Source organism: Enterocloster lavalensis, from assembly GCF_046603895.1.
Taxonomy (GTDB): Bacteria; Bacillota; Clostridia; order Lachnospirales; family Lachnospiraceae; genus Enterocloster; species Enterocloster lavalensis.
On the sequence record NZ_CP176637.1, the window covers coordinates 2,511,265 to 2,533,590 of the forward strand.

The following is a 22,326-nucleotide window of genomic DNA, read 5'->3' on the forward strand; positions in this document are numbered from 1 at the left end:
CTTCTTTTTATCAAAACGGCCTTTCGCCGCTTTAAACTGTTCTACTTCCGGCGGCTGCAACGCTGCCCGGCCGCCGGCCTTCGCCTAATACTCCAGCATCCCCTTCAGGGTCAGGCAGAGCATCTCCCACTCCTTCTGCACGATGCTGACCAGCACGCTCTCATCCGGCGTGTGGGCTCCTATGATCTGAGTTCCCGTGCAGACGATGTCCGCGTCCGGAAACGCCTTGAAAAACGCGCCGCACTCGTTGCCCCCGTGGGACACCTCCACCGCCAGCTTTTTACCAAACCGTTTCTCATAGATTCTCTGGATCAGGGCGCTTAATCGGCTGTCCGCCTTGTACTCCCACTCTGGCGAGCTGGATTCCACGGAAAATTCCGCTCCCAGCAGGCGGGCCAGACGGCGGTTCTTGTCCACCACGTACTGCTTTTTGCTGTCGTAGCAGCTGCGGTACAGGGTGCGGATCACCACATTCCCGCTTTCCGTGGTCACCACGCCGATGTTGCCGCTGGTCTCAGGGACTCCCGGAACCTCCGCGTTCATGGCGATCACGCCGCAGTCAATATTCAACATGGCGTCCAACAGCTTCTCCTGGCTCTCCAGCGTCAGCATACCCCAGCCCCCGGCCGGTTCCGCCAGTACGACCCGCACGTCCGGGTCGCTGATCTTAAACTCCTTTTTCAGAATGCGCTCCCACTCCTCAAGGCAGGTTTCCACCTCCCCCCGGCGTTCCGCCGGAAATGCGATCTTCGCCTCCGCCTCCCGGCAGATGGCGTTGGTCTGAAGTCCGCCGTGAAAGCCGCCCATCCGCACCCGGCAGGTCTCCGCCAGTGAGGAAAGGATTCTGGCCAGCAGCACGTTGGCATTTCCCCGCTCCTTGGTGATATCCAGGCCGCTGTGGCCGCCTTTTAAGCCGCGGATCTGAAGCTCCCCGCACTCCCAGTTGCCCGGGACCGCCTCGCGCTCCACCGGCAGCTCCAGGCGGATTACCGCGGAACCGGCGCAGCCCACCACGATGCCCTGGTCGCTGCAATCCAGATTAACGATCACCCGGCCCGTAATCTTCGAAAAGTCGATGGCCTTGATTCCGCTCATCCCTGCTTCCTCGTCCGCGGTCAGCACCACCTCCAGGCGTGGGTGGGGAATGTCGTCCGCCTCCAGCACCGCCATGGCGAAGGCCACGCCCGTGCCGTCGTCCGCTCCCAGAGTGGTTCCATCCGCGTAGATGCGGTCGCCGTCCCGTAGAACCGGGATGGGGTCCTTGGTAAAATCATGATCCGTTCCGGCATTTTTCTCGCACACCATGTCCAGGTGGGCCTGGAGAATGACCGTGGGGGCATTTTCATAACCCGGTGTGGCGTCCTTTTTGATGATCAGGTTGTACGCCTCGTCCTGCCAGACCTCCAGCCCCCGGTCCTCGCAGAACCGGCAGATATAATCGCTGATCGCCTTCTCGTTTTTAGAACCGTGGGGAATCCGGCACAGCTCCCCGAACAGCTCAAACACCCTCGCAGGCTCCAGCCCTTTTAAACACTCGTACATTGGCTCTTATCCTCCTGTCTCTCATAATCCTTCATCGCTCTCAGCGCGCCCAGCAGCAGACGGTATTCCTTCTGAATCACATCGATGCCCACCCATTCCCTGGGCGAGTGGGCGTGGTGGATCTTCGTCCCCATGCACACGATATCCGCCCCGGGAAGCCGTTTGCTGAATGTGCCGCACTCGTTGCCCCCGTGGGAGCGCTCCACCAGCAGGGGCTCCCCCGTCTGCGCCCGGTACTCCCGGCAGATCAGCCGGGCCAGACGGCTGTCCGGGTTAAACTCCCACTCCGGGTAATCGGTCAGCACCGAATACGCCGTCCGCCCGTGGCAGGCGGCAAGGAGGCGGCATTTCTCCTGCAGCCAGCGCTTCTTGCTGCCGTAGCTGCTGCGGCAGTTGCAGTGAATGCAGATCCGGCTCCCTTCCATATAAACCATACCGATGTTGCAGGAGGTTTCCGGGAGACGGTTCATGGTGAGACGCAGGGCGGACGGTTCTTCCGCTTCCCCCTCATCGTCCCGCTCCATTTCCAGCACGCCCGACGGCAGCAAATTGATCAGGCTCACGTAAGCCGCGCTGTCCTCCTGGGATAATACGGCGGTTTCTCTGGGTATTTTTTCTAGTTCAATCTCCAATCCCGGGTCAATACCCGCCAGCTCATGCTTTAGCTCCTGTGTGCATTCCGCCACAGCCTGTTCCACCGCTGTCATGTCCCCCTGTTCCACCGCGAACACAGCCTTTGCCTCCCGGCAGATGGCCCCGTTCTGGGTTCCGCCCTCCACCCGGGCCAGGCAGAAACCGCCTGTGCGGGACGCCGCGTCCAGCGCCCGCCCGAGAATCACGTTGGCGTTGCCTCGTCCCAGGCCGATGTGCAGCCCGCAGTGCCCGCCCAAAAGCCCGGACACCCGCAACTCGTAGAATTGCTGCTCTCTGCGGGTGCGCTCAAACTCTCCCGCAAGCTCCAGCCGGACCACCGAGGCTCCGGCGCAGCCCACCACGATTCCCTCGTCGCTGCAATCCAGATTCATCACCACCCGGCCCTTTAGGGAGTCGAAATCCAGCTGCTTCACCCCGGTCAGCCCGGCCTCCTCGCCGGTGGTCAGCACCACCTCCAGCGCAGGATGGACCGCTGTCTCCGACTCCAGAATGCTGAGCGCAAAGGCCACGCCCGTGGCGTTGTCCGCCCCCAGGGTGGTTCCGTCCGCATACAACCGGTCGCCGTCCCGCAGGACGCGGATCGGATCTCTGTCGAAATCGTATCCGCTGTCCGCCTCCTTCTCGCACACCATGTCCAGATGAGCCTCCAGGATCACGGCCGGGGCCTGTTCATACCCCGCCGTGGCGGGCTTGCGGATGACTAAATTCCAGTGCTGGTCCTGAGTCACGAGAAACCCCAGTTTTTGGAAATATTCCTTTATGTAATCGCTCAATACCTGTTCCCGCCCCGAGCTATGTGGAATCTGGGCAATCCGGTCAAACCACCAGAATACCCGCTCCGGCTCCAATCCTCTTAGAACTTCCTGCATACTGTACCTCCTGATCCATCCATACCGCGCCTTTCCCGCTCCGGGCGGCAAGACGCCTGTGGCTGTTATGCCGTTCCTCTCCTTCGCCATTCTACTGTTCCGGCGATACTGTAAATTACATGTTTCCCTGTCACGTAAAGTCAATCATCACCTTTAACATCCGTCCCGCGTTCTCGTTCAGCTCCTGAAACGCCCTGGGCGCCTGGTCGAACTTGTAGACGTCGGTGATGATCTTTTTCAGCGGTATCTTCCCCTCCTTCACCAGATCGATCAGCTCCAGGAAATCCGGCTTCAATGCGTTGCGGGAACCGAACACGTTCAGCTCCTTTTTCTGGATCATGGTAAAGTTGAAATCCAGGTTTTCCTTGCCCACACCGATGAGCACCATCCGTCCTCCGAACGCCGCCGCATCGATGCAGTTCTGGAAGGTGGAGGGAAGCCCCACGGCCTCAATAGTCACGTCGAATCCATTTCCCCCGTGATCTCCTTCACCGCCCGCTCATAGGTCTCCGGCCCGTCTGCCAGCACCACGCCGTCCACGCCGAATTCCCTGGCGTAATCCAGCTTCACCCGGGACACATCTGCGATGTATACTTCAGCCCCCTTCTGCTTCGCCGCCACCGCGGCCAGGATTCCGATGGTTCCCGCGCCCACGATCAGCACCTTGTCCCCGCCCTTCACACCGGCCCGCTTTACGCCGTGGTAGCTGATGCAGAGCGGCTCGATGATGGCCAGCACCATGGGTTCCAGCCCTTTTCCGTCGTAAATACGTTCCAGCGGCATGGTAATGTATTCCGAAAACGCCCCCTCGCGCTGCACGCCCATGGTCTGGTTGCTCATACAGGCGTTCACAAGGCCGTGTTTGCAGGAATAACACTCCCCGCAATTAAAATATGGGTTGCATACAACAACCATGCCCGGTTTTAGCCCCCGGTCGTTCTCGTCGATCTCCACAATCTCCGCGGAAAATTCATGTCCCGGCGTTCTGGGATAGGAAAAATATGCAAACGTCCCCCGGTACGAGCCCAGATCGCTTCCGCAAATCCCCCCGTAAAGCAGCTTTAACAGGGCTTCTCCGGGCTTTCTGGCCGGGCGCGGGATGTCCCTTATCACCGCCTTGCCGGGGTTCTCAATAAACACAGCTTTCATAGTGGCATTAGCTCCTTCTTCTACTACAATATATTTATGGTTAATATCCCTTACAGCCAGTAAGGAATTATCCATCTTGTTGCTTAAGCTGTTACAATGTTGGAGCAATCGGTATATCGGCTTCCTTTCTTGGACTTCGCGTCCGTATTTGAGACTGATAACCAGCTCCTCATTTGCAGCGTTCGTTTTATGCAGGTTGAACTGCCTTTGGTACGTTCGTGTCACACCACAGTAGATTGAATAGGCAATGAGTAAAACTGGTACTTATCTATTGCAATATTCTTTAGGAGTGACAAATTTATGAACATGAACGCTGTTGGTATTGATGTTTCCAAAGGGAAAAGTATGGTCGCCATTCTACGACCTTATGGAGAAATCGTTTCTTCTCCCTTTGAAATCAAGCACACTTCCAGTAACATCCAATCCTTAATTGCGCAGATCCGATCAATCGATGGTGAATCACGCATCGTTATGGAACATACTGGCCGTTACTACGAACCACTGGCTCGTGAGCTTTCTCTGGCAGGTCTTTTTGTAACTGCCGTAAATCCTAAGCTCATTAAAGATTTTGGAGCTCATTCCCTCCGCAAAGTAAAATCTGATAAAGCTGACTCTGTAAAAATAGCTCGTTACACCCTTGACAGTTGGACGGAATTGAAACAGTATAGTCTTATGGACGAACTACGCAATCAATTAAAGACCATGAACCGTCAGTTTGGCTTCTACATGAAACACAAAACAGCTATGAAGAATAACCTCATCGGTATCCTCGATCAGACTTACCCTGGTGTTAATACTTACTTTGATAGCCCTGCCCGTGAGGACGGCAGCCAGAAGTGGGTTGATTTTGCTACTACATACTGGCATGTGGACTGTGTTCGTAAACTTTCATTAAATGCATTTGTCGACCATTATCAGAAGTGGTGCAAACGCAGGAAGTACAACTTCAGCAAAGACAAGGCTGAAGAAATCTATGGGGCCGCAAAGGAGCTTGTTCCTATACTTCCAAAAGATGATCTAACCAAGCTGATCGTGAAACAGTCCATAGAACAATTAAACACTGCTTCCAGAACCGTGGAAGAACTCCGTACCCTGATGAATGACACAGCCGCCAAGCTGCCTGAATATCCCGTTGTTATGGGGATGAAGGGTGTTGGCCCGTCTCTTGGTCCTCAGCTTATGGCTGAAATCGGAGATGTCACACGCTTTACCCACAAGGGCGCTATCACTGCATTTGCTGGTGTAGACCCAGGTGTCAATGAATCCGGAACCTATGAACAAAAAAGCGTTCCAACCTCCAAACGCGGCTCATCTTCCCTCCGAAAAACCTTATTTCAGGTCATGGACTGTCTCATCAAAACAAAACCGCAGGACGACCCTGTATATGCGTTTATTGATAAGAAACGTGCTCAGGGAAAGCCTTACTATGTCTACATGACTGCAGGCGCTAATAAGTTTCTGCGTATCTATTACGGAAGGGTAAAAGAATATCTAATGTCTCTTCCAGAATAGAGAATACCGCATCCTTTCAGACCAGCGGATAACGGTGGTCTATTTGTTGTACCTGAAATTTAATCAACAATAAATCTTGAAAATTTCTCATTTTCCTATTGACTTTTTATTTGCAGGCTCAAATTCACAATACTTCCAACCGGCGGTTCCGCCTGTTGTATACATCATAATTTATAATATTTGCAGTTCTTTGTCAATATTGTATTTAAATATTATCCTATTTTCCGGTTTTGTCTTTGTTATTTTTATAACTTTTTACTAATTTTTACGTTTTTCCCCAATTACAATCAGGCATATCGTTGTTTTTCCTGTCAAATGCGTTATTTTATTGTATTCATCACCATTTCCAATCTGGCGCCCACATACATTTTTCTCGCTCCGCCCTTGGCTTTTACCAATTTTTTTACTATAATGGAACTATAGATGTATCCAATATTTTGGAAGGAGACGTTATCCAATATGACGAAAAAAAGCTTGAAGTCCCAGGCATACAATAACATTAAGGAGAAAATCATCAGCTGTGAATACTCCCCCGGTATGCTGCTCAACGAGGAGATACTTTGTGAAACATTTAACGTGAGTCGGACGCCCATCCGCGACGCATTAAGCCGGCTGGAGCAGGAGGGGCTGATTACCATACGGCCCAAAAAGGGGATTATTGTATCCAGCCTGTCCATCAGCGAGGTGAACAACCTCTTCGAACTGCGACTGCTGCTCGAACCCTACAGCATTCAGAACTACGGATACACTCTGGACGAAAACGTACTGATGGATTACTATCAGAAATTCCTGCGCATGGATCTGACCCGGGACTCCAAGAACTTTTTTGTCATCGACGACAATTTCCACGACTTTTTAAACAACGCAGTGCCCAATCACTACATCCAGGAAAATTTTAAAATTATCAACAACCAGAACCAGCGCATCCGAATCATCACCGGCCAGCGGGCGGTACAGCGGCTGGAGGACACCCGCAGCGAACACCTGGCCATCGTCAAGGCCTGCGTAAAAAAGGACTGGAAAGCCGCCGCCGAGGCCATGTACGAGCACCTGCTCCAATCCAAAAACGCCACCTTCGAGATGCTGCTCAGCCGGGACGATCTGCTCCTCAACACGTAAGGCGTTGAGGCGTTCCCCGCAGGCAGCGCCGGCGGCCGGTCCATTGCAGCCATCAACAAAGCGCGTTTGAACCTCCCGCTCCGCCTTCAGGCGGAACACATTTCAGACACGTGTCGGATAAAGAGAGAGGATTATGGCAGAATTTCAGGAATTGATCAAGAATTTTGACCGCATACGCGACTATATGCGGCAGTTTTACATATACGGTTTCAAGGCGCGCACGGAATTTGACGGCAAAAGCGCCCGCACCTACGACAATGAGCGCCGCCGCATCGAGAGCTGGCTGGCGGATTACACCCGGGCGGACTACACGTCCAAGGGCAAGCATGTGTACATCAACGTGGACAGCAAGGAAATCCCCCAGAATCCCCTCTACACGGCCTGGAAATCCAAGAGCTTCACGGACAACGATCTGATGCTGCATTTTTTCCTGCTGGACCAGATGATCGAGGACGGGAACGAGAACGCCGGGATGGCACAGACTGGGGCAGTACAGACTGGGGCGGCACAGACCGGGGCGGCACAGACCGGCTCCCCACCCCCCGGCGGTCTCACGGCCGGGGAGCTCTGCGACCGCATCTGCGCGGACTACGGCGTGGTCTTCGACAGTCAGACGGTGCGGCTCAAGCTAAAGGAATACGAGTCCCTGGGTCTGCTGTCGGCCGTGAAGGACAAAAAGCAGCTCCGTTACCGGCTGGCCCCTCTGCTCCCGCTGGAAACGGCCGCTCCTTCCCCTGTCTGGGACCGTTTGATGATGGCTGTTAAATTTTTCCAGGGAGTCGCCCCCTTCGGCGTGGTCGGCAGCACCATCCTCGACCGCGAGGAGACAGACAATGAATATTTCCAGTTCAAACACCATTTCATCGTCCACACACTGGAAGATGGGGTACTTTCAGATGTGCTGGCAGCCATGAAGCAGGGGCGCGCCATCGCCTTCACCAACCGCAGCGGCAGAACCGGAAACGTTTTCCAGAGCCGGGGCCTGCCCCTCAAAATCTTCGTAAGCACCCGCACCGGCAGGCGCTACGTGTGTCTGTACCAGGAAAATACCCGGCGTTTTACCAATATGCGCCTGGACTCCATGAGCGATGTGACGCCCCTGGAAATCCACTCCGACTACAGCCGGAAGCAGGACCTCCTGAAGCGCAATCTGGACCGGCTCTGGGGCGTCTCCTTTTCCGGCAGTGGGCGTCTGGAGGAAATCTGTATTAAATTTTATGTAAATGAATCCACGGAAACCTATGTGCTGGACCGTCTGTACCGGGAGGGCAGGGGCGGGGAAATCCAGCGGATCCGGGAAAATGAATACCTCTACAGCGGTGCATTTTTTGACACCAACGAGATGCTCTCCTGGGTCAAAACCTTTACCGGCCGCATTTTGGACATCCAGGGAAGCAACCACTTCGCAGTGGCCAAGATCACATATGACTGGGAAAAAATGTATGAAATGTATTGCCGGAACGGCGAAGAGAGCGGGGAGGAGATCTGATGGCGGCTGAATTGTTTGATAAGATATACGGGCGCTACTATTATGTGGTGCGACGAATGCTGGAGGCGGGCGTCCGCGCTCCTCTGACGCGCCGGGACATGGACGCGGTCTGCGGCGCCTACAGCTACCGCGAAAGCGCGCTCACCATCGTTCCCAAGCTCACCGATGGCGGCTGGGCGCTGTTTGAGCAGCGGGAGGACAAAACCTACGCCCCTGTTTTGCATTATCCCGACCAGCTGAAACCGCCCCTCACCGGGCTGCAGAAATCCTGGCTCAAATCCCTTCTGGCCGATCCGCGGGTCCGGCTGTTTTTCACGGACAGCCAGCTGGAGAAGGTGTCGGAAGCCCTTGGGGACACAGAAGCCCTCTATGATCCAGAGGATTTCCATTATTTTGACCGCTATCTGGACGGGGACGACTACGCGTCGGAGCTTTACCGGAAGAATTTCCAAGCGGTGCTGGAAGCGCTGGAACAAAACAGGACTCTGAAAATTCTCTATCAGGGTCCCAAAAACGGCAGGTCCTCCTTTGAGGCGGCTCCCTGCCAGCTGCAATATTCTTCCAAAGACGACAAGTTCCGCCTGATCTGCCTGCGGCGCTCCCACGGCCGTTTCTCCCGCTCCATCCTTTTAAACATGGCCCGAATCCAGGTCTGTGTGCCGGGCAGCGGGGCGGTGCCGCCCGAGGCTGCCGCGCTGCGCTTTTCCAGTTCCTGTAAGGCCGTGGAACCGGTACGGTTAAAAATCAGCGGGGAGCGCAACTCTCTGGAGCGCTGTATGCTGCATTTTTCCAACTATGAAAAGCACACAGAGTACGACGAGGAGGAAAAAGCCTGGATCTGCTCCATCTATTACGACATGGCCGACGAGACGGAGCTACTCATCGAGGTGCTCTCCTTCGGGCCCGTGGTCCAGGTGTTGGGGCCGGAATCCTTCCTGCGCCAGATCCGGGCGCGGGTGAAACGGCAGCACCAGCTGTTCTACGAGATGACCGAATAACGGCAGGGGGAGTCACGCTTTCGCCCGCTCCCCCGCGCCAACTACGCTTCCGCTTTCGAATCCCCCTCATCTTCCGGCCGAAGCAACGACCAGACCTCCTCGCCATCATCATCCCGACAGTAGCCCAGCACCAGGTCCAGGGCGATCCCAAGTCCGCTCTTTAAGGAATCCGCGCGCAGATACTCCTGGCGGGTATGCGCGCCGCCGCCCATAAAGGAGCCGACGCAAACGCTGGGAATCCCCAGAGACATGGGAATATTACAATCCGTGGAGGCTTTTCTGGGCTTTGGGAAATATCCCAGCGTCCGATATACCGCCCACAATGCACGGTGTTCCAGCATCTTCTGGCGCTCCGGGTCTCCCCCTCCCGCGCAGGGGCGGATTCCCACCACCTCGTATTCCACCTGCACGCCTTCCCTCTGTGCAGCTTCCTCCATCACCTTGCAAAACGCCTTTTCCATGATTTCCAGATCTTCACGGCAGTCCGAGCGGAATTCGTACAGCGCTTCCGCCTCCTGGGCGATGGTGTTCACCGAAGTTCCGCCGGAGATCATACCCACGTTGAAGGTGGTCTTTCCGCCGTGGGGCACCTCAATCTTATAGAGCCTGCCGATGATCTCCGCCAGCTCGGCGATTGCATTCTTCTCCCCAAAGGCATAGTAAGAGTGGCCGCCTTTTGTGCGCACGCGCAGACGGTAGCGCTGGGACCCCACCGCGCGGTGGATGAACTCATCCAGCTTGCAGTCAAAGCTGATAAACGCCTGGATACGCCCCTCATAATCCTTGCAGATCTGCCTGGTGCCCTTCAGATTGCCCAATCCCTCCTCGCCGGAGTTGCACACAAACAGAATTCCAGCGCCCTGAGGCCGGATCTTCTGTTCCGCCACATACCGGGCGGCCGTCAGAAGCGCTGTCACACAAGCGGTGTCGTCCCCCACACCCGGGCAGCGGATCACTCCGTCCTCCTCTGCCAGCGGCAGCGGTTCCTCATCAGGAAACACCACGTCCGTGTGGGCCGCGAAAACCACCACCGGATTCGTTTCCTCCACCCCGACCGGGTAAACCACATTCAGGGCCTCATCGATAAAAACTCCTTCCGCTCCGTGGGCCGTCAGCCAGTCCCTGCAAAACACTGCCCGCCGCTCCTCTTTGCCCGAGGGCGCCGGTATCTGCGCCAGCTCCTTTAACAGCTCCAGCGCCTCCTGTTCCATACCGTTGACGTAATTCAATGCATGACGATCCAGCATAGTGCTCCTCCTTTGTATCACGATCTGTCTTTTTTATAAACATTATTTTACCACATTAACAAATAAAAGCAAAATATAATGTATTTCTTTTTATTGTAACCGCCCCGTATCCGCACTTCACACGGGCCCGGCGCATATCCACCGCACAAATCAATCGAAAAAATCCGCGGTTTGCCACTTGCCAAATCTGAAATTTGTGATACAATAAAAAAACATATCCTGTATCATACTCCGGCGGAAGCAACCTGCCGGATCCATTTTCTGTTTTTCTTTGATCCTTGCGGACCTTCCCGCAGCCCTACGCATTCAGAACCAATCCAAAAATCCCGAACCCCATGGGAGGTAATTGATTTATGGCGGAACAAAATCTACATCTGAACAAGCTGCTGTCTGACCCGGTCTATTTTTCCGACCTGTGCAACGGCGTATTATTTCGCGGAAGATTGTATCTGCGGCCCGAAGATCTGATGCCCGTGAAGGGAAGTCAGGGCGTGTTGTACGCGGACCGCAAGGGTTTTAAAAAAGTGCTGGAGCGCCGGCGCGACGTTGCCATGCGCGTCAAAAACGGCATCCGGTACGCCGTGATCGCGGTGGAAAACCAGGCCAATATTCACTATGCCATGGTGATCCGCTCCCTGCTCTACGATGCGTTGGATTACGCGGACCAGGTCCAGATTCAGGAGAAGGAGCTCCGACAGGCGGGCAGACGTCCCTCCGGCGACGGATTTCTCTCCGGAGTCGGCCCCAGACTCCGGCTGGAGCCGGTGGTCACTCTGGTGCTCTACTGGGGAAGCGGCCGTTGGGACGGCGGTACAAGCCTGCACGAGCTCCTGGGGTGTGTTTGAAAATTGCTTTCCGCCAGATGTGCGTCACACTTTGTGGGAGATTTGGTCCCGATGAGGGAGGCGTAGCGGGCTACGTTGACCGAATTGGGACCAAATATGCCGCGAAGTGGGGCGTGCATATGGTGGAAATGAATTTTCAAACACACCCTGGGGCTTAAGGACGGCGGGGAGGAAGCGCAGGAGCTGGCCGGTTACATACCGGACTACCGCTTAAACCTGGTAAACGCGGCCAATATGGACGATCCCTCCATTTTCCGGACCCATTTACAACAGATATTCAGTATGCTAAAATATAAGTCAGATAAGGCCGCCCTGTACCGCTACGCCCAGGAAAACCGCACCGAGCTGCGGGATATGGACGGCACCGCAAAGCTGGCGCTGTTATCCATGATGGGCGAGCAGAAGCGCCTTCAGAAGATGATGGAGGAAGCCGGAGGAGAGGAGGAGTTTGACATGTGTAAAGCGATAGACGATCTGATTGCGGATGGGGAATCCCGTGGATTTGAGCGCGGCGATAAATCAGGCTTTGAGCGCGGAAACCGGCAGGGCTTTGAGCGCGGGGAACGGCAGCTCTCCTCCCTGATCAGCCGCCTTCTGGCCGAGAACCGTCCCGATCTCATTGCGTTGGCTGTGTCCGACCCGGACGTCAGGGCCCGGCTTTACAAGTCCTACAACCTGTAGTCCGCGGCAGCTAAAACCGCAACAGGCCGGGATTCCATCCCGGCCTGCCTCTGTCTGAATAAATGAGCCGCCGGCACAGCTTGCGGGCGCTCGTTATTGTTTCTCTGTTTTCACGTTCTTTCCGCCCCGCTTCTCTTTCTCCTTCTCTTTCTCCCCCGGCTTCCCCATCACCACCGCGATGGATCTGGGCTGCATGGTCAGCCTGCGCTGGTCCTCCAAAAGCGGCTCCCGGCCCTCGGGCATAAACCCGTTTTGCTCTGCGTCATCCGTATCCGCAGCCAGATGCCACACCAGGCCCCCCGGAAGGCTGGGGAGCGCGAATTCCTGCGGCGTCCAGTGCATATTGTAAGCCACGTAGAAATAATTGTCATGGCCTCCGCCCGGAAGTTCTCCGTATTCTCCGCAGTACAGCACCCCCAGCTGACGCCTGGAAGCGTCGAAATCCGGATACCAGGCCTTCACGCCGTGGTAGGAGACGTCCGGCATCCCACAGGACTTATAGTCCATCAACGCCGGTTCCCGTTTCATGTGAAAGACCGGATGTCTCCTGCGGAACGCGATTGCCGCCTTCGCAAACGCATGGATATCCCCGTTGTGTTTCAAAAGTCCCCAGTTGAGCCAGGAAATCTCATTGTCCTGGCAGTAGGAGTTGTTGTTTCCTTTTTTCGTCTGCCCAAACTCGTCGCCGGACAGAAGCATGGGCGCTCCCTGACTCAAAAACAGCATGAGAAGCGCGTTTCGCAGCTGCTTTCTGCGCAGGGCCAGAACCTTCTTCTTCCGGGTCGCACCCTCCGCCCCGCAGTTCCAGGACTGGTTGTAATCGGTGCCGTCCTGATTGCCCTCTCCGTTGGCCTCGTTGTGCTTGCCGTTGTAGGAAACCATATCCATCAGCGTAAAACCGTTGATGTCCGCCATGTAGTTGACAACCGCTATGTTCGCCGGATTGTGCCGGATGCAGAAAGCGGCGCTGTCCAGCTTACCCTCGTCTCCCTTCAGAAAACCGCGCATCTCCAGCATAAATCCTTCGCCGCACTCCGCCAGGTGCCTTGCGTTTCCACTGTCCGCGCCGTCCCATCCGGCAGCCAGAAGCTTCAATCTCCTCAGATAGGGGTCTGCGCCCAAAAGCTTCAGCGGCGCATAGCCTACCAGCCGGATTCCATCCACGTGGAATTCCCGCGCCCAGAAGCGGACCGCTTCCAGCACATACGCAGGGGACTCCGTTCCGTCAAAAAACAGTTCAATTACCAGCTCCAGCCCGGCCCGGTGCAGACCCTTCACCAGCTCTTTAAACTCCCTCACAGGCGCTTTCCCGCCCCCGGAGCTGTAGGCCGCCTTGGGAGCCATCATCTGACCGGGGGTATATCCCCAATAGTTCAGCTTGTCCGCCTGTTGCTGTACCCCGTAAGGGTTCCGGTCCACACACTCCGGCCGCAGCACCTCCTCAAACTCCACCGGCGGCTGAAGCACCAGAGTGGTCACGCCCAGCTCCCGTAAATAGGGAATCTTTTCCATAATCCCCCGAAAGGTCCCACGCTGAACGGGTTCCACCCCCGAGCTGGCATGGCGGGTAAAGCCCCTGGCGTGAATGTGATAGAAAATACATTCCTCATAGGGAATTTCCAGGGGGCGGTCCCCCTCCCAGTCAAACGCTTCCGGCTCCGGCAAGGCCATTGCCCGCAGGGGCGCTGCCGTACGTTTCAAATCCCCCCACCGCTCCCGCCCGGAAAACTGCCGCCCGCAGGGGTCGGTCTTCAACTCGCCGTCCACCTCATAGAGGTACTCAACTCCGGCGAAATCTCCGGCCACCGCCGCGCTCCACACATCCCCCATGCGCTGCTCCCGGGGAAACGGCAGTTTCACCAGGGGAGTTTTCCCGCCGGATCGGTAAAGCACCAACACGCAGCTCTCCCCCGGATGCGCAAACGAAAAATGCATCCCGTTCCTTGTCGCCCACGCCCCCAGTGGGTATTCCCCTTTTTCACTCTGATCAATCTCAAACCTGCTCTTCATTCCGGCCTCCATCTTCCATCCGCTGACCCAGGCCTGCGGTCACTGCTTCTGGGCCTCTATCTGCTCCACAAGGCCGCTTAAATACACCCAACGGTCCATGGTTTCCTCCAATTTTGTCTCTGTCTTCTCTTTCTCAGCCATCAGCTCATTGAGTCTGGTATAATTGCTGGCCGAAGCCTCAATTTCCTGATCCAGCCCGGCAATCCGATCCTCCAGCGCCGCGATATCGTCCTCAATGGTATCCCACTCCCGCTGCTCCTTGAAGGAGAGCTTCAGCTTCTTCTCGCCGCCGGAGCGCTGTTTCCAGTTGGACTTGTTTACCTGCTGGCCGGAGTCCGATGACTGCCCGTCCGCGGCGCTTCCCGCCGCACCCGCCGGGCTCTTTGCCGCGCCTCCCGCTTTGCCGGCCCCGGCTGATCCGCCGCTGCGTTCCGTCGCATCCGAACCTTCCTCCAATCCCCGGCGGGCCAAAGCGATCTGATAATCCGTAAATCCGCCCTCATACCGCCGGATCGTCCCATTTCCCTCAAAGGCGAATATCCGGTTCACCACCCGGTCCAGAAAATACCGGTCATGGGACACAGTGACCACAATCCCAGGAAATGTGTCCAGATAATCCTCCAGGATGGTAAGCGTCGCGATATCCAGGTCATTGGTGGGCTCGTCCAGCAAAATCACATTGGGGGCGTCCATGAGAATCCGCAGCAGGTAAAGCCTGCGCTTCTCTCCCCCGGAAAGCCGGTCCACCGTGGTGTACTGCATGCTGGAGGGGAACAGGAAACGCTCCAGCATCTGGCTGGCGCTGATGCTCCCGTCCTTGGTCTTCACATACTCCGCCACATCCCGGATATAGTCGATCACCCGGCAGCTCCCGTCCATGTCCTCGCTCTCCTGGGAAAAATAACCCAGCTTCACCGTCTGCCCGATCTCCACGGTCCCCGCATCCGGCTGCACCCAGCCCGCGATCATCTTCATCAGCGTGGATTTTCCGCTGCCGTTGGGGCCAACGATGCCGATGCGATCGTTTTTCAGGAAAATGTACGTGAAATCCTGAATCAGCACCTTGTCTCCGTAAGCCTTGCACAGGCCGTTCAGCTCCACCGTAGTCCGCCCCAGCCGGGAGGCGATGGATTCCAGCTGGACATTGCGGTCAAATTCCGGCCCCTTCTGGTCCCGCAGGGTCTCAAAACGCTGGATATGAGCCTTCTGCTTGGTGGAACGGGCCCTCGCCCCCCGCTGCATCCAGGCCAGCTCCGTGCGCAGCAGGGTCTGGCGCTTGCGCTCCGTGGCCTGGGCCATGTCCATACGCTCCGCTTTCAGCTGGAGATATCCCTCATAGTTGGTCTGATAGCTGTAGAGCTTGCCCTTGTCCAGCTCCACGATGCGGTTAGTCACGCTGTCCAGGAAATACCGATCATGGGTGATCATCAGCAGCGCTCCCCGGAAGCTTTTCAGATATTCCTCCAGCCAGTCCGCCATCTGGCTGTCCAAGTGGTTGGTGGGCTCGTCCAGGATCAGCAGGTCCGCGGTGCTGAGGAGCACGCTGGCCAGGGCCACGCGCTTTCTCTGTCCGCCGGACAGCGTGCCGATTTTGGCTTCGTGGTCCGTAATTCCCAGCTTGTTGAGAATATTTTTGGCAGTGGCCAGCAGCTCGTCCCGGGAGGTAAAATGGGGTTCCGAGGCATTTTCCCGCTCCACGCTCTCCAGCACGGTGTCGCTCTCCACAAACTCCGGGATCTGGGGCAGGTAGCGGATATACAGGCTTCTCCCCCGCACCACGGTGCCGCCGTCCGGCTCCACCAGCCCGGCCACAATTTTGAGCAGCGTGGACTTTCCGGTGCCGTTTACGCCGATCAGCCCCACCTTCTCCCCCTCGTTCAGGGAAAACGCCGTGTCGTCAAAGAGCAGACGCTCCGTATATGATTTCGTCAAATGTTCAATGGTTACCAGATTCATAGGTTTTTCCTTTTTTCCGAATATAGTTTAAATTGTGTGTATGGTTAGTATAACATTTCGCGGCGGGGGATGTAAAGGTAAATGCGGAAAAGGGGCGGGGATTCTTGGAACCCCGCCCCGGATTCGCCGGGTATTCAGACATTCTTCAACTCAAATCCATCCCCGCAAAGTCAATCTCCAACCCCGGGAATAAATTCACCCTCACCTTATCCCCAAACGTATAACTGCCCACCTTATTCTCCGCAAAGTCATACACCGTCACCGTCTCCCGCTCCGGGTCCACGATCCAGTATTCACGCACCCCGGCTTCCCGGTAGCGGATCAGCTTCAGCAGGCAGTCCCGGCTCCGGCTGCTGGGCGATAGGATTTCCGCCACAAAATCCGGCGCTCCGTGGCAGCCCTTGTCATCCAGTTTGTCACGGTTGCAGACGACGGTTATGTCAGGTTCCAGATAGGTCCGGTTATCCTCGTTTAAGTATACGGCAAACGGGGCCGGATACACCGCGCACTTCCCTTTATTCTGGTTCAAATATGCAAATATTTCTCCAAACAAATTTCCAACCAGCCCCTGATGCTTCCGCGACGGCGTTGCCATATAAAACATCTGCCCGTCGATCAGCTCCGCTCGCACGCCCTCAGGCAGCTCCTCGATATCTTCCACTGTGTACACCTTTTCCTGTGCCAGTGCCATATTCTTTTGTATTACCTCTTCCTCTCCCATGTACACGGCCATTGCGTACCCCTCCTGTTCCCGGTTTGTCTCAACATCAGTATACCCAATACCCGCGTCCATGTCCAATTTTTCTTGTGCAATAAACTCTTTTGACTCCCTAAATCACAGACAAAGACATCACTCCCCGCTTCTAAAACTTTAATCTCTAAAAATGGATTCCCTGGCGAAACGCCGCGAACCAGCAGGAGAAGAACTCTCCCGAATCAATTTCCCCCTCCTTCTCCGAGGGGTAACCTTATTTTATCACGCTGCCCCATACATGACAACCGGATTTCATCCCAGCTAAGCTCCCATAACATCAAACAGAAAAAGCGGTCCGTCAGCCCAACTCCATGGTATTCAAATACCCTGTTGCCGTTACCGCGTTCCGCCTTTTTCTTCATACTCTCATGCAACTAGTTCCATTACCATTTTCCAACTACCGCGTTTTCCCTGCCTTCACCTCAAATCCATCCCCGCAAAGTCAATCTCCAACCCCGGGAATAAATTCACCCTCACCTTATCCCCAAACGTATAACTGCCCACCTTATTCTCCACAAAGTCATACACCGTCACCGTCTCCCGCTCCGGGTCCACGATCCAGTATTCGCACACTCCGGCTTCCCGGTAGCGGATCAGTTTCAGCAGGCAGTCCCGGCTCCGGCTGCTGGGCGATAGGATTTCCGCCACAAAATCCGGCGCTCCGTGGCAGCCCTTGTCGTCCAGTTTGTCACGGTCGCAGACGACGGTTATGTCAGGTTCCAAATAGGTCCGGTTGTCCTCATTCAGATATACGGAAAACGGGGCCGGATACACCGCACATTTCCCTTTGTTCTGATTCAAATGAGCGAATAGCATGCCGGATAACGCGATGACCAGCCCCTGATGCTTCCGCGACGGCGTCGCCATATAAAACATCTGCCCGTCAATCAGCTCCGCACGCACGCCCTCAGGCAGCTCCTCGATATCTTCCACTGTGTACACCTTTTCCTGTGCCAGTGCCATATTCTTTTGTATTACCTCTTCCTCTCCCATGTACACGGCCATTGCGTACCCCTCCTGCTGTTTTTCTCTTTAACATCAGTATACCGAATGACCGCGGACATGTCCAATTTTTCTTCTGTAATATACTGCTTTGCCACCCTAAAACACAATCAAAGGCACCACTCCCCGTTTTCTGAAATTAAAATTCTTACAAATGGATTCTCCGGCGAAATGCCGCAAAACAACGGGAGCAGAATTCTCCCGGATCAATAAGTCCCCTCTCATCGAAGGTTATCTCCATACTATCACATTGTCGTGCACACAGCAACCAGCTTCAGCCATAAACATACCATAAGCGCCTCGAAAGCAGCCCCGTTCCCACACACCTGAACGGCGCAAAAAAGGCGGCCCGGAACCCAGCCCCCGGGGGTATCTCAATCCCCCGGCCAGCCGCCGTCCCGTTCCGCCTTCTCTCATGTTTCTCTCAAACGTCTCTCAACTTCTACTCAATCACCAACTCCACCGGACAATGGTCGGACCCCATCACCTCCGTATGGATATCCGCGCTGACCAGCCGGTCCTTCAAACTCTCTGAAGTACAGAAGTAGTCGATGCGCCACCCCGCGTTTTTCGCCCGGGCGGAGAAGCGGTAGGACCACCAGGAGTAAATCCCCTCCCGGTCCGGATAAAAATACCGGAAGGTATCAATAAATCCCGCTCCTAAAAGATCCGTGAACTTCCCGCGCTCCTCGTCTGTAAATCCCGCGTTTTTCCGGTTGCTCTTGGGGTTCTTCAGATCGATCTCCTTGTGGGCCACATTCAGGTCCCCGCAGAAGATCACCGGCTTCTCCTCCTCCAGCTTTTTCAAATACGCCAAAAACGCATTTTCCCACTCCATCCGGTAGTCCAGACGGGCCAGCCCGTCCTGGGAGTTGGGCGTGTAGCAGGTTACCACGAAATACTCCGGAAACTCCGCCGCGATCACCCGGCCCTCCATGTCGTGCTCCTCGATCCCAAGGCCGTAGCGCACGCTGACCGGCTCCTCCTTCGTAAACATGGCAGTGCCGGAATACCCCTTCTTCTGGGCGTAATTCCAATACTGGTGATACCCCGGCAGGTCCAGATCGATCTGCCCTTCCTGTAGCTTGGTCTCCTGCAGGCAGAACACATCCGCGTCCGCTTCCTTAAAATAGTCCAGGAATCCCTTACCCACACAGGCCCGCAGGCCGTTGACATTCCACGAAATCAGTTTTTTCATCCCGTCTTTCCTCCTATTCCGGGTAAACCAGCCTGGACTGCGGGAACTCGTCAATGTGCTCCAGCACGTTTAAATACTTCCCAGCCAGGTAATTGGCCATCCCCAGGTTCATGTCCAGATAGTTGCCGCAGTCCTTAGCCGCCGCGCCCGGCACCTCGCCCCGGAAATCCCGGATAAACCGGTACATTTCCGTCACAAGAGGCAGCGCCTCCCGGGAATCATAGTCCCCGGCCAGCAGCAGGTAAAACCCGGTCCGGCAGCCCATTGGGCCGAAATACAGGGTCTTATCCCCGAAATCCTCCCGGTTCCGCAAAAATGTGGCCCCCAGATGCTCGATGGTGTGCATCTCCGCCGTGTTCATCACCGGCTCCTCGTTGGGGGAGGTCATGCGCAGGTCAAAGGTGGTCACAACGTTTTCACCCACCTTGTCCTTGCGGGACACGTACAGTCCCGGCTGCAGCCGGATGTGGTCGATGGTAAAACTCGCAATCTTCTCCATATTATTTTCCTCCAAATCAATCGTCCGTATGCAGGGGTCTCACGCCGTCACGCCGCGCAGCCGCTTAAAGTGCCTCCCGTTCCATCCGTTCACCGCCCGCCGCAGCCAGCTCCCATCCGCCCCGCATCTCATCTACTCAAAAGCAGCGGGAAACAAAGCCCCCGCTGCCAAAAATTCATCAATCGTCCGCTTCTTCACTTTCGGTAACGGTAAAGGTAAAGCGCTTACGAGCCATCTCGTCGCTCTCCAGATACTCGTCATAGGTGGTGATCTTGTCGATCAGCTTGCCGTTTATGATCTCCATGATCCGGTTGGCCGTGGTCTGCACGATCTGGTGGTCACGGGAGGAGAAGATCATCACGCCCGGAAACTTGATCATACCGCGGTTCAGAGCGTCGATGCTTTCCATGTCCAGGTGATCCGTGGGCTCATCCAACAGCAGCACGTTTGCGCCGGAAATCATCAGCTTGGACAGCATGCAGCGAACCTTCTCGCCTCCGGACAAAACGCGCACCTTCTTCACGCCGTCCTCGCCGGCAAACAGCATACGGCCCAGGAAGCCGCGCACATAGGTCACATCCTTCTCCGGGGAATACTGGGTCAGCCAGTCCGCGATGGTGTCGTCGTTGTCGAACTCCGCGCTGTTGTCCTTGGGGAAATACGCCTGGCTGGTGGTCAGACCCCACTTGTAATTGCCCTCGTCCGGCTCCATCTCCCCGGACAGAATCTTGAACAGCACCGTCTTGGCCCGCTCGTTGGGGCCCACCAGGGCCACCTTGTCCTCGCGGCCCAGGATGAAGGAAATGTCGTCCAGAACCTTCTCGCCGTCGATGGTCTTGCTCAGATGCTCCACGGTCAGAACCTCGTTTCCGATCTCTCTGGCCGGGCGGAAGTCGATATAGGGGTATTTACGGCTGGAGGGACGGATGTCGTCCAGCTCGATTTTCTCCAGGGCGCGCTTACGGGAAGTGGCCTGCTTGGACTTGGAAGCGTTGGCGGAGAATCGCTGGATGAACTCCTGCAGCTCCTTGATCTTCTCCTCCTTCTTGCGGTTGGCCTCCTTCATCTGCTTCACGATCAGCTGGCTGGACTCCACCCAGAAGTCGTAGTTTCCAGCGTACAGCTGGATCTTGCCATAGTCGATGTCCGCGATCTGCGTACACACCTTGTTCAGGAAATAACGGTCATGGGATACCACGATCACCGTATTCTCAAAATTGATCAGGAACTCCTCAAGCCAGGCGATGGCGTCCAAATCCAGATGGTTGGTCGGCTCGTCGAGCAGCAGGATGTCCGGGTTGCCGAACAAAGCCTGGGCCAGCAGCACCTTTACCTTCTGGGCACCGGTCAGCGTATTCATCTGGGCGTAGTGCAGGTCCGTCTCGATGCCAAGGCCGTTTAACAGGTTCTCGGCGTCGGACTCCGCCTCCCAGCCGTTCATGGTAGCGAACTCGCCCTCCAGCTCGGCGGCCTTCACGCCGTCCTCCTCGGTGAAGTCCTCCTTCATATAGATGGCTTCCTTTTCATTCATGATCTGGTACAGCCGGGCGTTGCCCATGATCACCGTGTCCAGAACCGTGTACTCGTCGTATTTAAAGTGATCCTGCTGAAGGAAGGAGAGACGCTGTCCCGGCGTGATGGCGATCTCGCCGCTGGTCGGCTCCAGCTTGCCGGACAGGATTCTCAAAAATGTAGACTTACCGGCGCCGTTGGCTCCGATCAGGCCGTAGCAGTTGCCCTCGGTGAACTTGATGTTCACATCCTCAAACAATGCCTTTTTCCCCACCCTGAGGGATATGTTGTTTGCACTAATCATAATACTTACCTTTCCTTTTGTCTGTTCTTCAACCGTTTCCCCGCGCACGTACAAAAGTGCCCTGCGGTCCCGTCCCATCCGGGCGGTCCGGCCGGCCATTTTCAGGTGCGCGCCTGTGCTCTCATGAAAAAAGGGGTCTGCCGGCCCCTCTTCTCGTCAATATCAGATTGTACAGGGAAAACGCTTATTTTGCAAGGGTTTTTCGGAAATTTCCCATTCCGGTTTCACACACGTGAAACGTATCCCCAATCTCACTCCCCTTTTCGCACCTCAACGGGGTAATTGGTCCCCCCGGAAGTCACATAAGCCACCATCACGCGGTCCCCGCTGTCCTTCGTCAGGGCGCCCTCCTCCATGGGGCAGTTGTCCTTTAACAGGCTCAGCTCCCGGTTGTCGTCGGTCTTAACCGTAAAGCTGCTCATGGCGTTAAACATCGTGGTTCCGGTCTCCCGGTAGACGGTCCACTCCTCCTGTTCCGGCAGGGCCACCACCAGATCCGTGTCCTCCGGCTTCACGCCGCCCTTGCCGATCTCCTTGCCGATGTAGGCGATCGCGATCTGCACGTCCTCCTGTATCTCTACCTCCACGTCCCGAATCTGGGCCAGTTTGAGATCATAGTTCTGGCCGTCGTCCGCCTGCAGGGTGAAAACGGAGCCATCCTCCGTGGTCTTCACCACCGTGCCCTGGAGCATGTGGTAGCGGTTGGTCAGATCCACCGCCTCCCCGTCCGCCTCGGTGGAGGCTTCCGTGGTCTCCGGCTCAGTGGCCGCCTCCGTGGTCTGGGCCTCGGTGGTCTCAGTGGCGGACGGCGCCGTCTCCGCCGCCGGTTTCTTCGAGCAGCCCGCCGCCAAAAGCACCGCCGCCAGCACTGCCGCTGTTGCTATCATCCATGAACGTCTCTTCATTGTTCAATTCCTCCGTTTCCATCCATTTCATATTGCGCTCCGGCTCCATCCGCGCCCACAATTCCCGGGGCCGCGCCTTTC

The 22,326-nt window shown here is 56.0% G+C and carries 18 protein-coding genes and 2 pseudogenes; 7 read left to right on the plus strand and 13 right to left on the minus strand.

Features of this window, described 5'->3' with window-relative positions; genetic code table 11:
• Positions 1-84 precede the first annotated feature (84 nt).
• From pepD (ACK2JC_RS11085) to ACK2JC_RS11095, 3 genes and pseudogenes are all read right to left on the minus strand, one after another.
• The gene (gene pepD / locus ACK2JC_RS11085; protein ID WP_227167776.1) at positions 85-1,542 is read right to left on the minus strand and encodes a beta-Ala-His dipeptidase; all 1,458 of its coding nucleotides are present in this window, start codon (positions 1,540-1,542) and stop codon (positions 85-87) included.
• On the minus strand, positions 1,527-3,065 hold the full coding sequence (pepD, locus tag ACK2JC_RS11090) for a beta-Ala-His dipeptidase (RefSeq protein WP_320936545.1): 1,539 nt from the start codon (positions 3,063-3,065) through the stop codon (positions 1,527-1,529). Before pepD (ACK2JC_RS11090) ends, pepD (ACK2JC_RS11085) begins: the two co-directional genes overlap by 16 nt.
• 130 nt (positions 3,066-3,195) lie before the next feature.
• Positions 3,196-4,214: pseudogene (locus ACK2JC_RS11095) on the minus strand (zinc-binding alcohol dehydrogenase family protein).
• A 306-nt stretch (positions 4,215-4,520) separates the two neighbouring features.
• Here ACK2JC_RS11095 and ACK2JC_RS11100 point away from each other — a divergent pair.
• The 4 genes from ACK2JC_RS11100 to ACK2JC_RS11115 all read left to right on the plus strand — a co-directional run bounded on the left by ACK2JC_RS11100 (position 4,521) and on the right by ACK2JC_RS11115 (position 9,332).
• Positions 4,521-5,726, plus strand: a complete 1,206-nt coding sequence (locus ACK2JC_RS11100; protein WP_368282939.1) for an IS110 family transposase — start codon at positions 4,521-4,523, stop codon at positions 5,724-5,726.
• Positions 5,727-6,185: 459 nt separating this feature from the next.
• On the plus strand, positions 6,186-6,845 hold the full coding sequence (locus ACK2JC_RS11105; protein WP_166434569.1) for a GntR family transcriptional regulator: 660 nt from the start codon (positions 6,186-6,188) through the stop codon (positions 6,843-6,845).
• A 133-nt stretch (positions 6,846-6,978) separates the two neighbouring features.
• Entirely contained in the window at positions 6,979-8,334 is a 1,356-nt protein-coding gene (locus ACK2JC_RS11110; RefSeq protein WP_320936547.1) for a WYL domain-containing protein, read from the plus strand.
• Positions 8,334-9,332 (plus strand): WYL domain-containing protein, encoded by a 999-nt coding sequence (locus ACK2JC_RS11115; protein WP_320936548.1) that lies wholly within the window; start codon positions 8,334-8,336, stop codon positions 9,330-9,332. Before ACK2JC_RS11110 ends, ACK2JC_RS11115 begins: the two co-directional genes overlap by 1 nt.
• 41 nt (positions 9,333-9,373) lie before the next feature.
• Here ACK2JC_RS11115 and ACK2JC_RS11120 read toward each other — a convergent pair whose 3' ends face one another.
• Positions 9,374-10,579 carry a M20/M25/M40 family metallo-hydrolase gene (locus ACK2JC_RS11120; RefSeq protein ID WP_331681218.1) on the minus strand — a complete coding sequence of 402 codons (1,206 nt, stop codon included), beginning with the start codon at positions 10,577-10,579 and terminating at the stop codon, positions 9,374-9,376.
• Between the two features lie 353 nt (positions 10,580-10,932).
• Here ACK2JC_RS11120 and ACK2JC_RS11125 point away from each other — a divergent pair, with 353 nt between their 5' ends.
• Positions 10,933-11,424 carry a hypothetical protein gene (locus tag ACK2JC_RS11125; protein ID WP_320936549.1) on the plus strand — a complete coding sequence of 164 codons (492 nt, stop codon included), beginning with the start codon at positions 10,933-10,935 and terminating at the stop codon, positions 11,422-11,424.
• Here the strand turns inward: ACK2JC_RS11125 and ACK2JC_RS11130 are convergent.
• Positions 11,361-11,504 (minus strand): annotated as a pseudogene (locus ACK2JC_RS11130) (DUF6783 domain-containing protein); the annotation flags it as partial. The gene ACK2JC_RS11125 and the pseudogene ACK2JC_RS11130 sit on opposite strands and share 64 nt — an antisense overlap.
• Between ACK2JC_RS11130 and ACK2JC_RS11135 the strand changes: the two are divergent.
• Together ACK2JC_RS11135 and ACK2JC_RS11140 are read left to right on the plus strand one after the other, a co-directional pair.
• The gene (locus tag ACK2JC_RS11135) at positions 11,442-11,582 is read left to right on the plus strand and encodes a DUF6783 domain-containing protein (protein WP_308053817.1); all 141 of its coding nucleotides are present in this window, start codon (positions 11,442-11,444) and stop codon (positions 11,580-11,582) included. The pseudogene ACK2JC_RS11130 and the gene ACK2JC_RS11135 overlap by 63 nt on opposite strands.
• 124 nt (positions 11,583-11,706) lie before the next feature.
• Positions 11,707-12,105: a hypothetical protein gene (locus ACK2JC_RS11140; protein ID WP_227167771.1), complete on the plus strand. Its 399-nt coding sequence runs from the start codon at positions 11,707-11,709 to the stop codon at positions 12,103-12,105.
• A 93-nt stretch (positions 12,106-12,198) separates the two neighbouring features.
• On the opposite strand, the gene ACK2JC_RS11145 is transcribed toward ACK2JC_RS11140, so the two are convergent.
• The 8 genes from ACK2JC_RS11145 to ACK2JC_RS11180 all read right to left on the minus strand — a co-directional run bounded on the left by ACK2JC_RS11145 (position 12,199) and on the right by ACK2JC_RS11180 (position 22,245).
• The gene (locus ACK2JC_RS11145) at positions 12,199-14,115 is read right to left on the minus strand and encodes an alpha-amylase (RefSeq protein WP_320936550.1); all 1,917 of its coding nucleotides are present in this window, start codon (positions 14,113-14,115) and stop codon (positions 12,199-12,201) included.
• Between the two features lie 39 nt (positions 14,116-14,154).
• Entirely contained in the window at positions 14,155-16,071 is a 1,917-nt protein-coding gene (locus ACK2JC_RS11150; RefSeq protein WP_320936551.1) for an ABC-F family ATP-binding cassette domain-containing protein, read from the minus strand.
• A 145-nt stretch (positions 16,072-16,216) separates the two neighbouring features.
• Positions 16,217-16,804, minus strand: coding sequence for a Uma2 family endonuclease (locus tag ACK2JC_RS11155; protein ID WP_368274774.1), 588 nt, complete (start codon positions 16,802-16,804; stop codon positions 16,217-16,219).
• 438 nt (positions 16,805-17,242) lie between these two features.
• On the minus strand, positions 17,243-17,830 hold the full coding sequence (locus ACK2JC_RS11160) for a Uma2 family endonuclease (protein WP_368272162.1): 588 nt from the start codon (positions 17,828-17,830) through the stop codon (positions 17,243-17,245).
• A gap of 439 nt (positions 17,831-18,269) precedes the next feature.
• Positions 18,270-19,025 carry an exodeoxyribonuclease III gene (locus ACK2JC_RS11165; RefSeq protein ID WP_276951920.1) on the minus strand — a complete coding sequence of 252 codons (756 nt, stop codon included), beginning with the start codon at positions 19,023-19,025 and terminating at the stop codon, positions 18,270-18,272.
• Between the two features lie 13 nt (positions 19,026-19,038).
• On the minus strand, positions 19,039-19,524 hold the full coding sequence (locus ACK2JC_RS11170; RefSeq protein ID WP_092370511.1) for an S-ribosylhomocysteine lyase: 486 nt from the start codon (positions 19,522-19,524) through the stop codon (positions 19,039-19,041).
• A 178-nt stretch (positions 19,525-19,702) separates the two neighbouring features.
• Positions 19,703-21,340, minus strand: coding sequence for an ABC-F family ATP-binding cassette domain-containing protein (locus ACK2JC_RS11175; RefSeq protein WP_320936555.1), 1,638 nt, complete (start codon positions 21,338-21,340; stop codon positions 19,703-19,705).
• 251 nt (positions 21,341-21,591) lie between these two features.
• Positions 21,592-22,245, minus strand: a complete 654-nt coding sequence (locus tag ACK2JC_RS11180) for a hypothetical protein (RefSeq protein ID WP_118755093.1) — start codon at positions 22,243-22,245, stop codon at positions 21,592-21,594.
• Positions 22,246-22,326 lie beyond the last annotated feature (81 nt).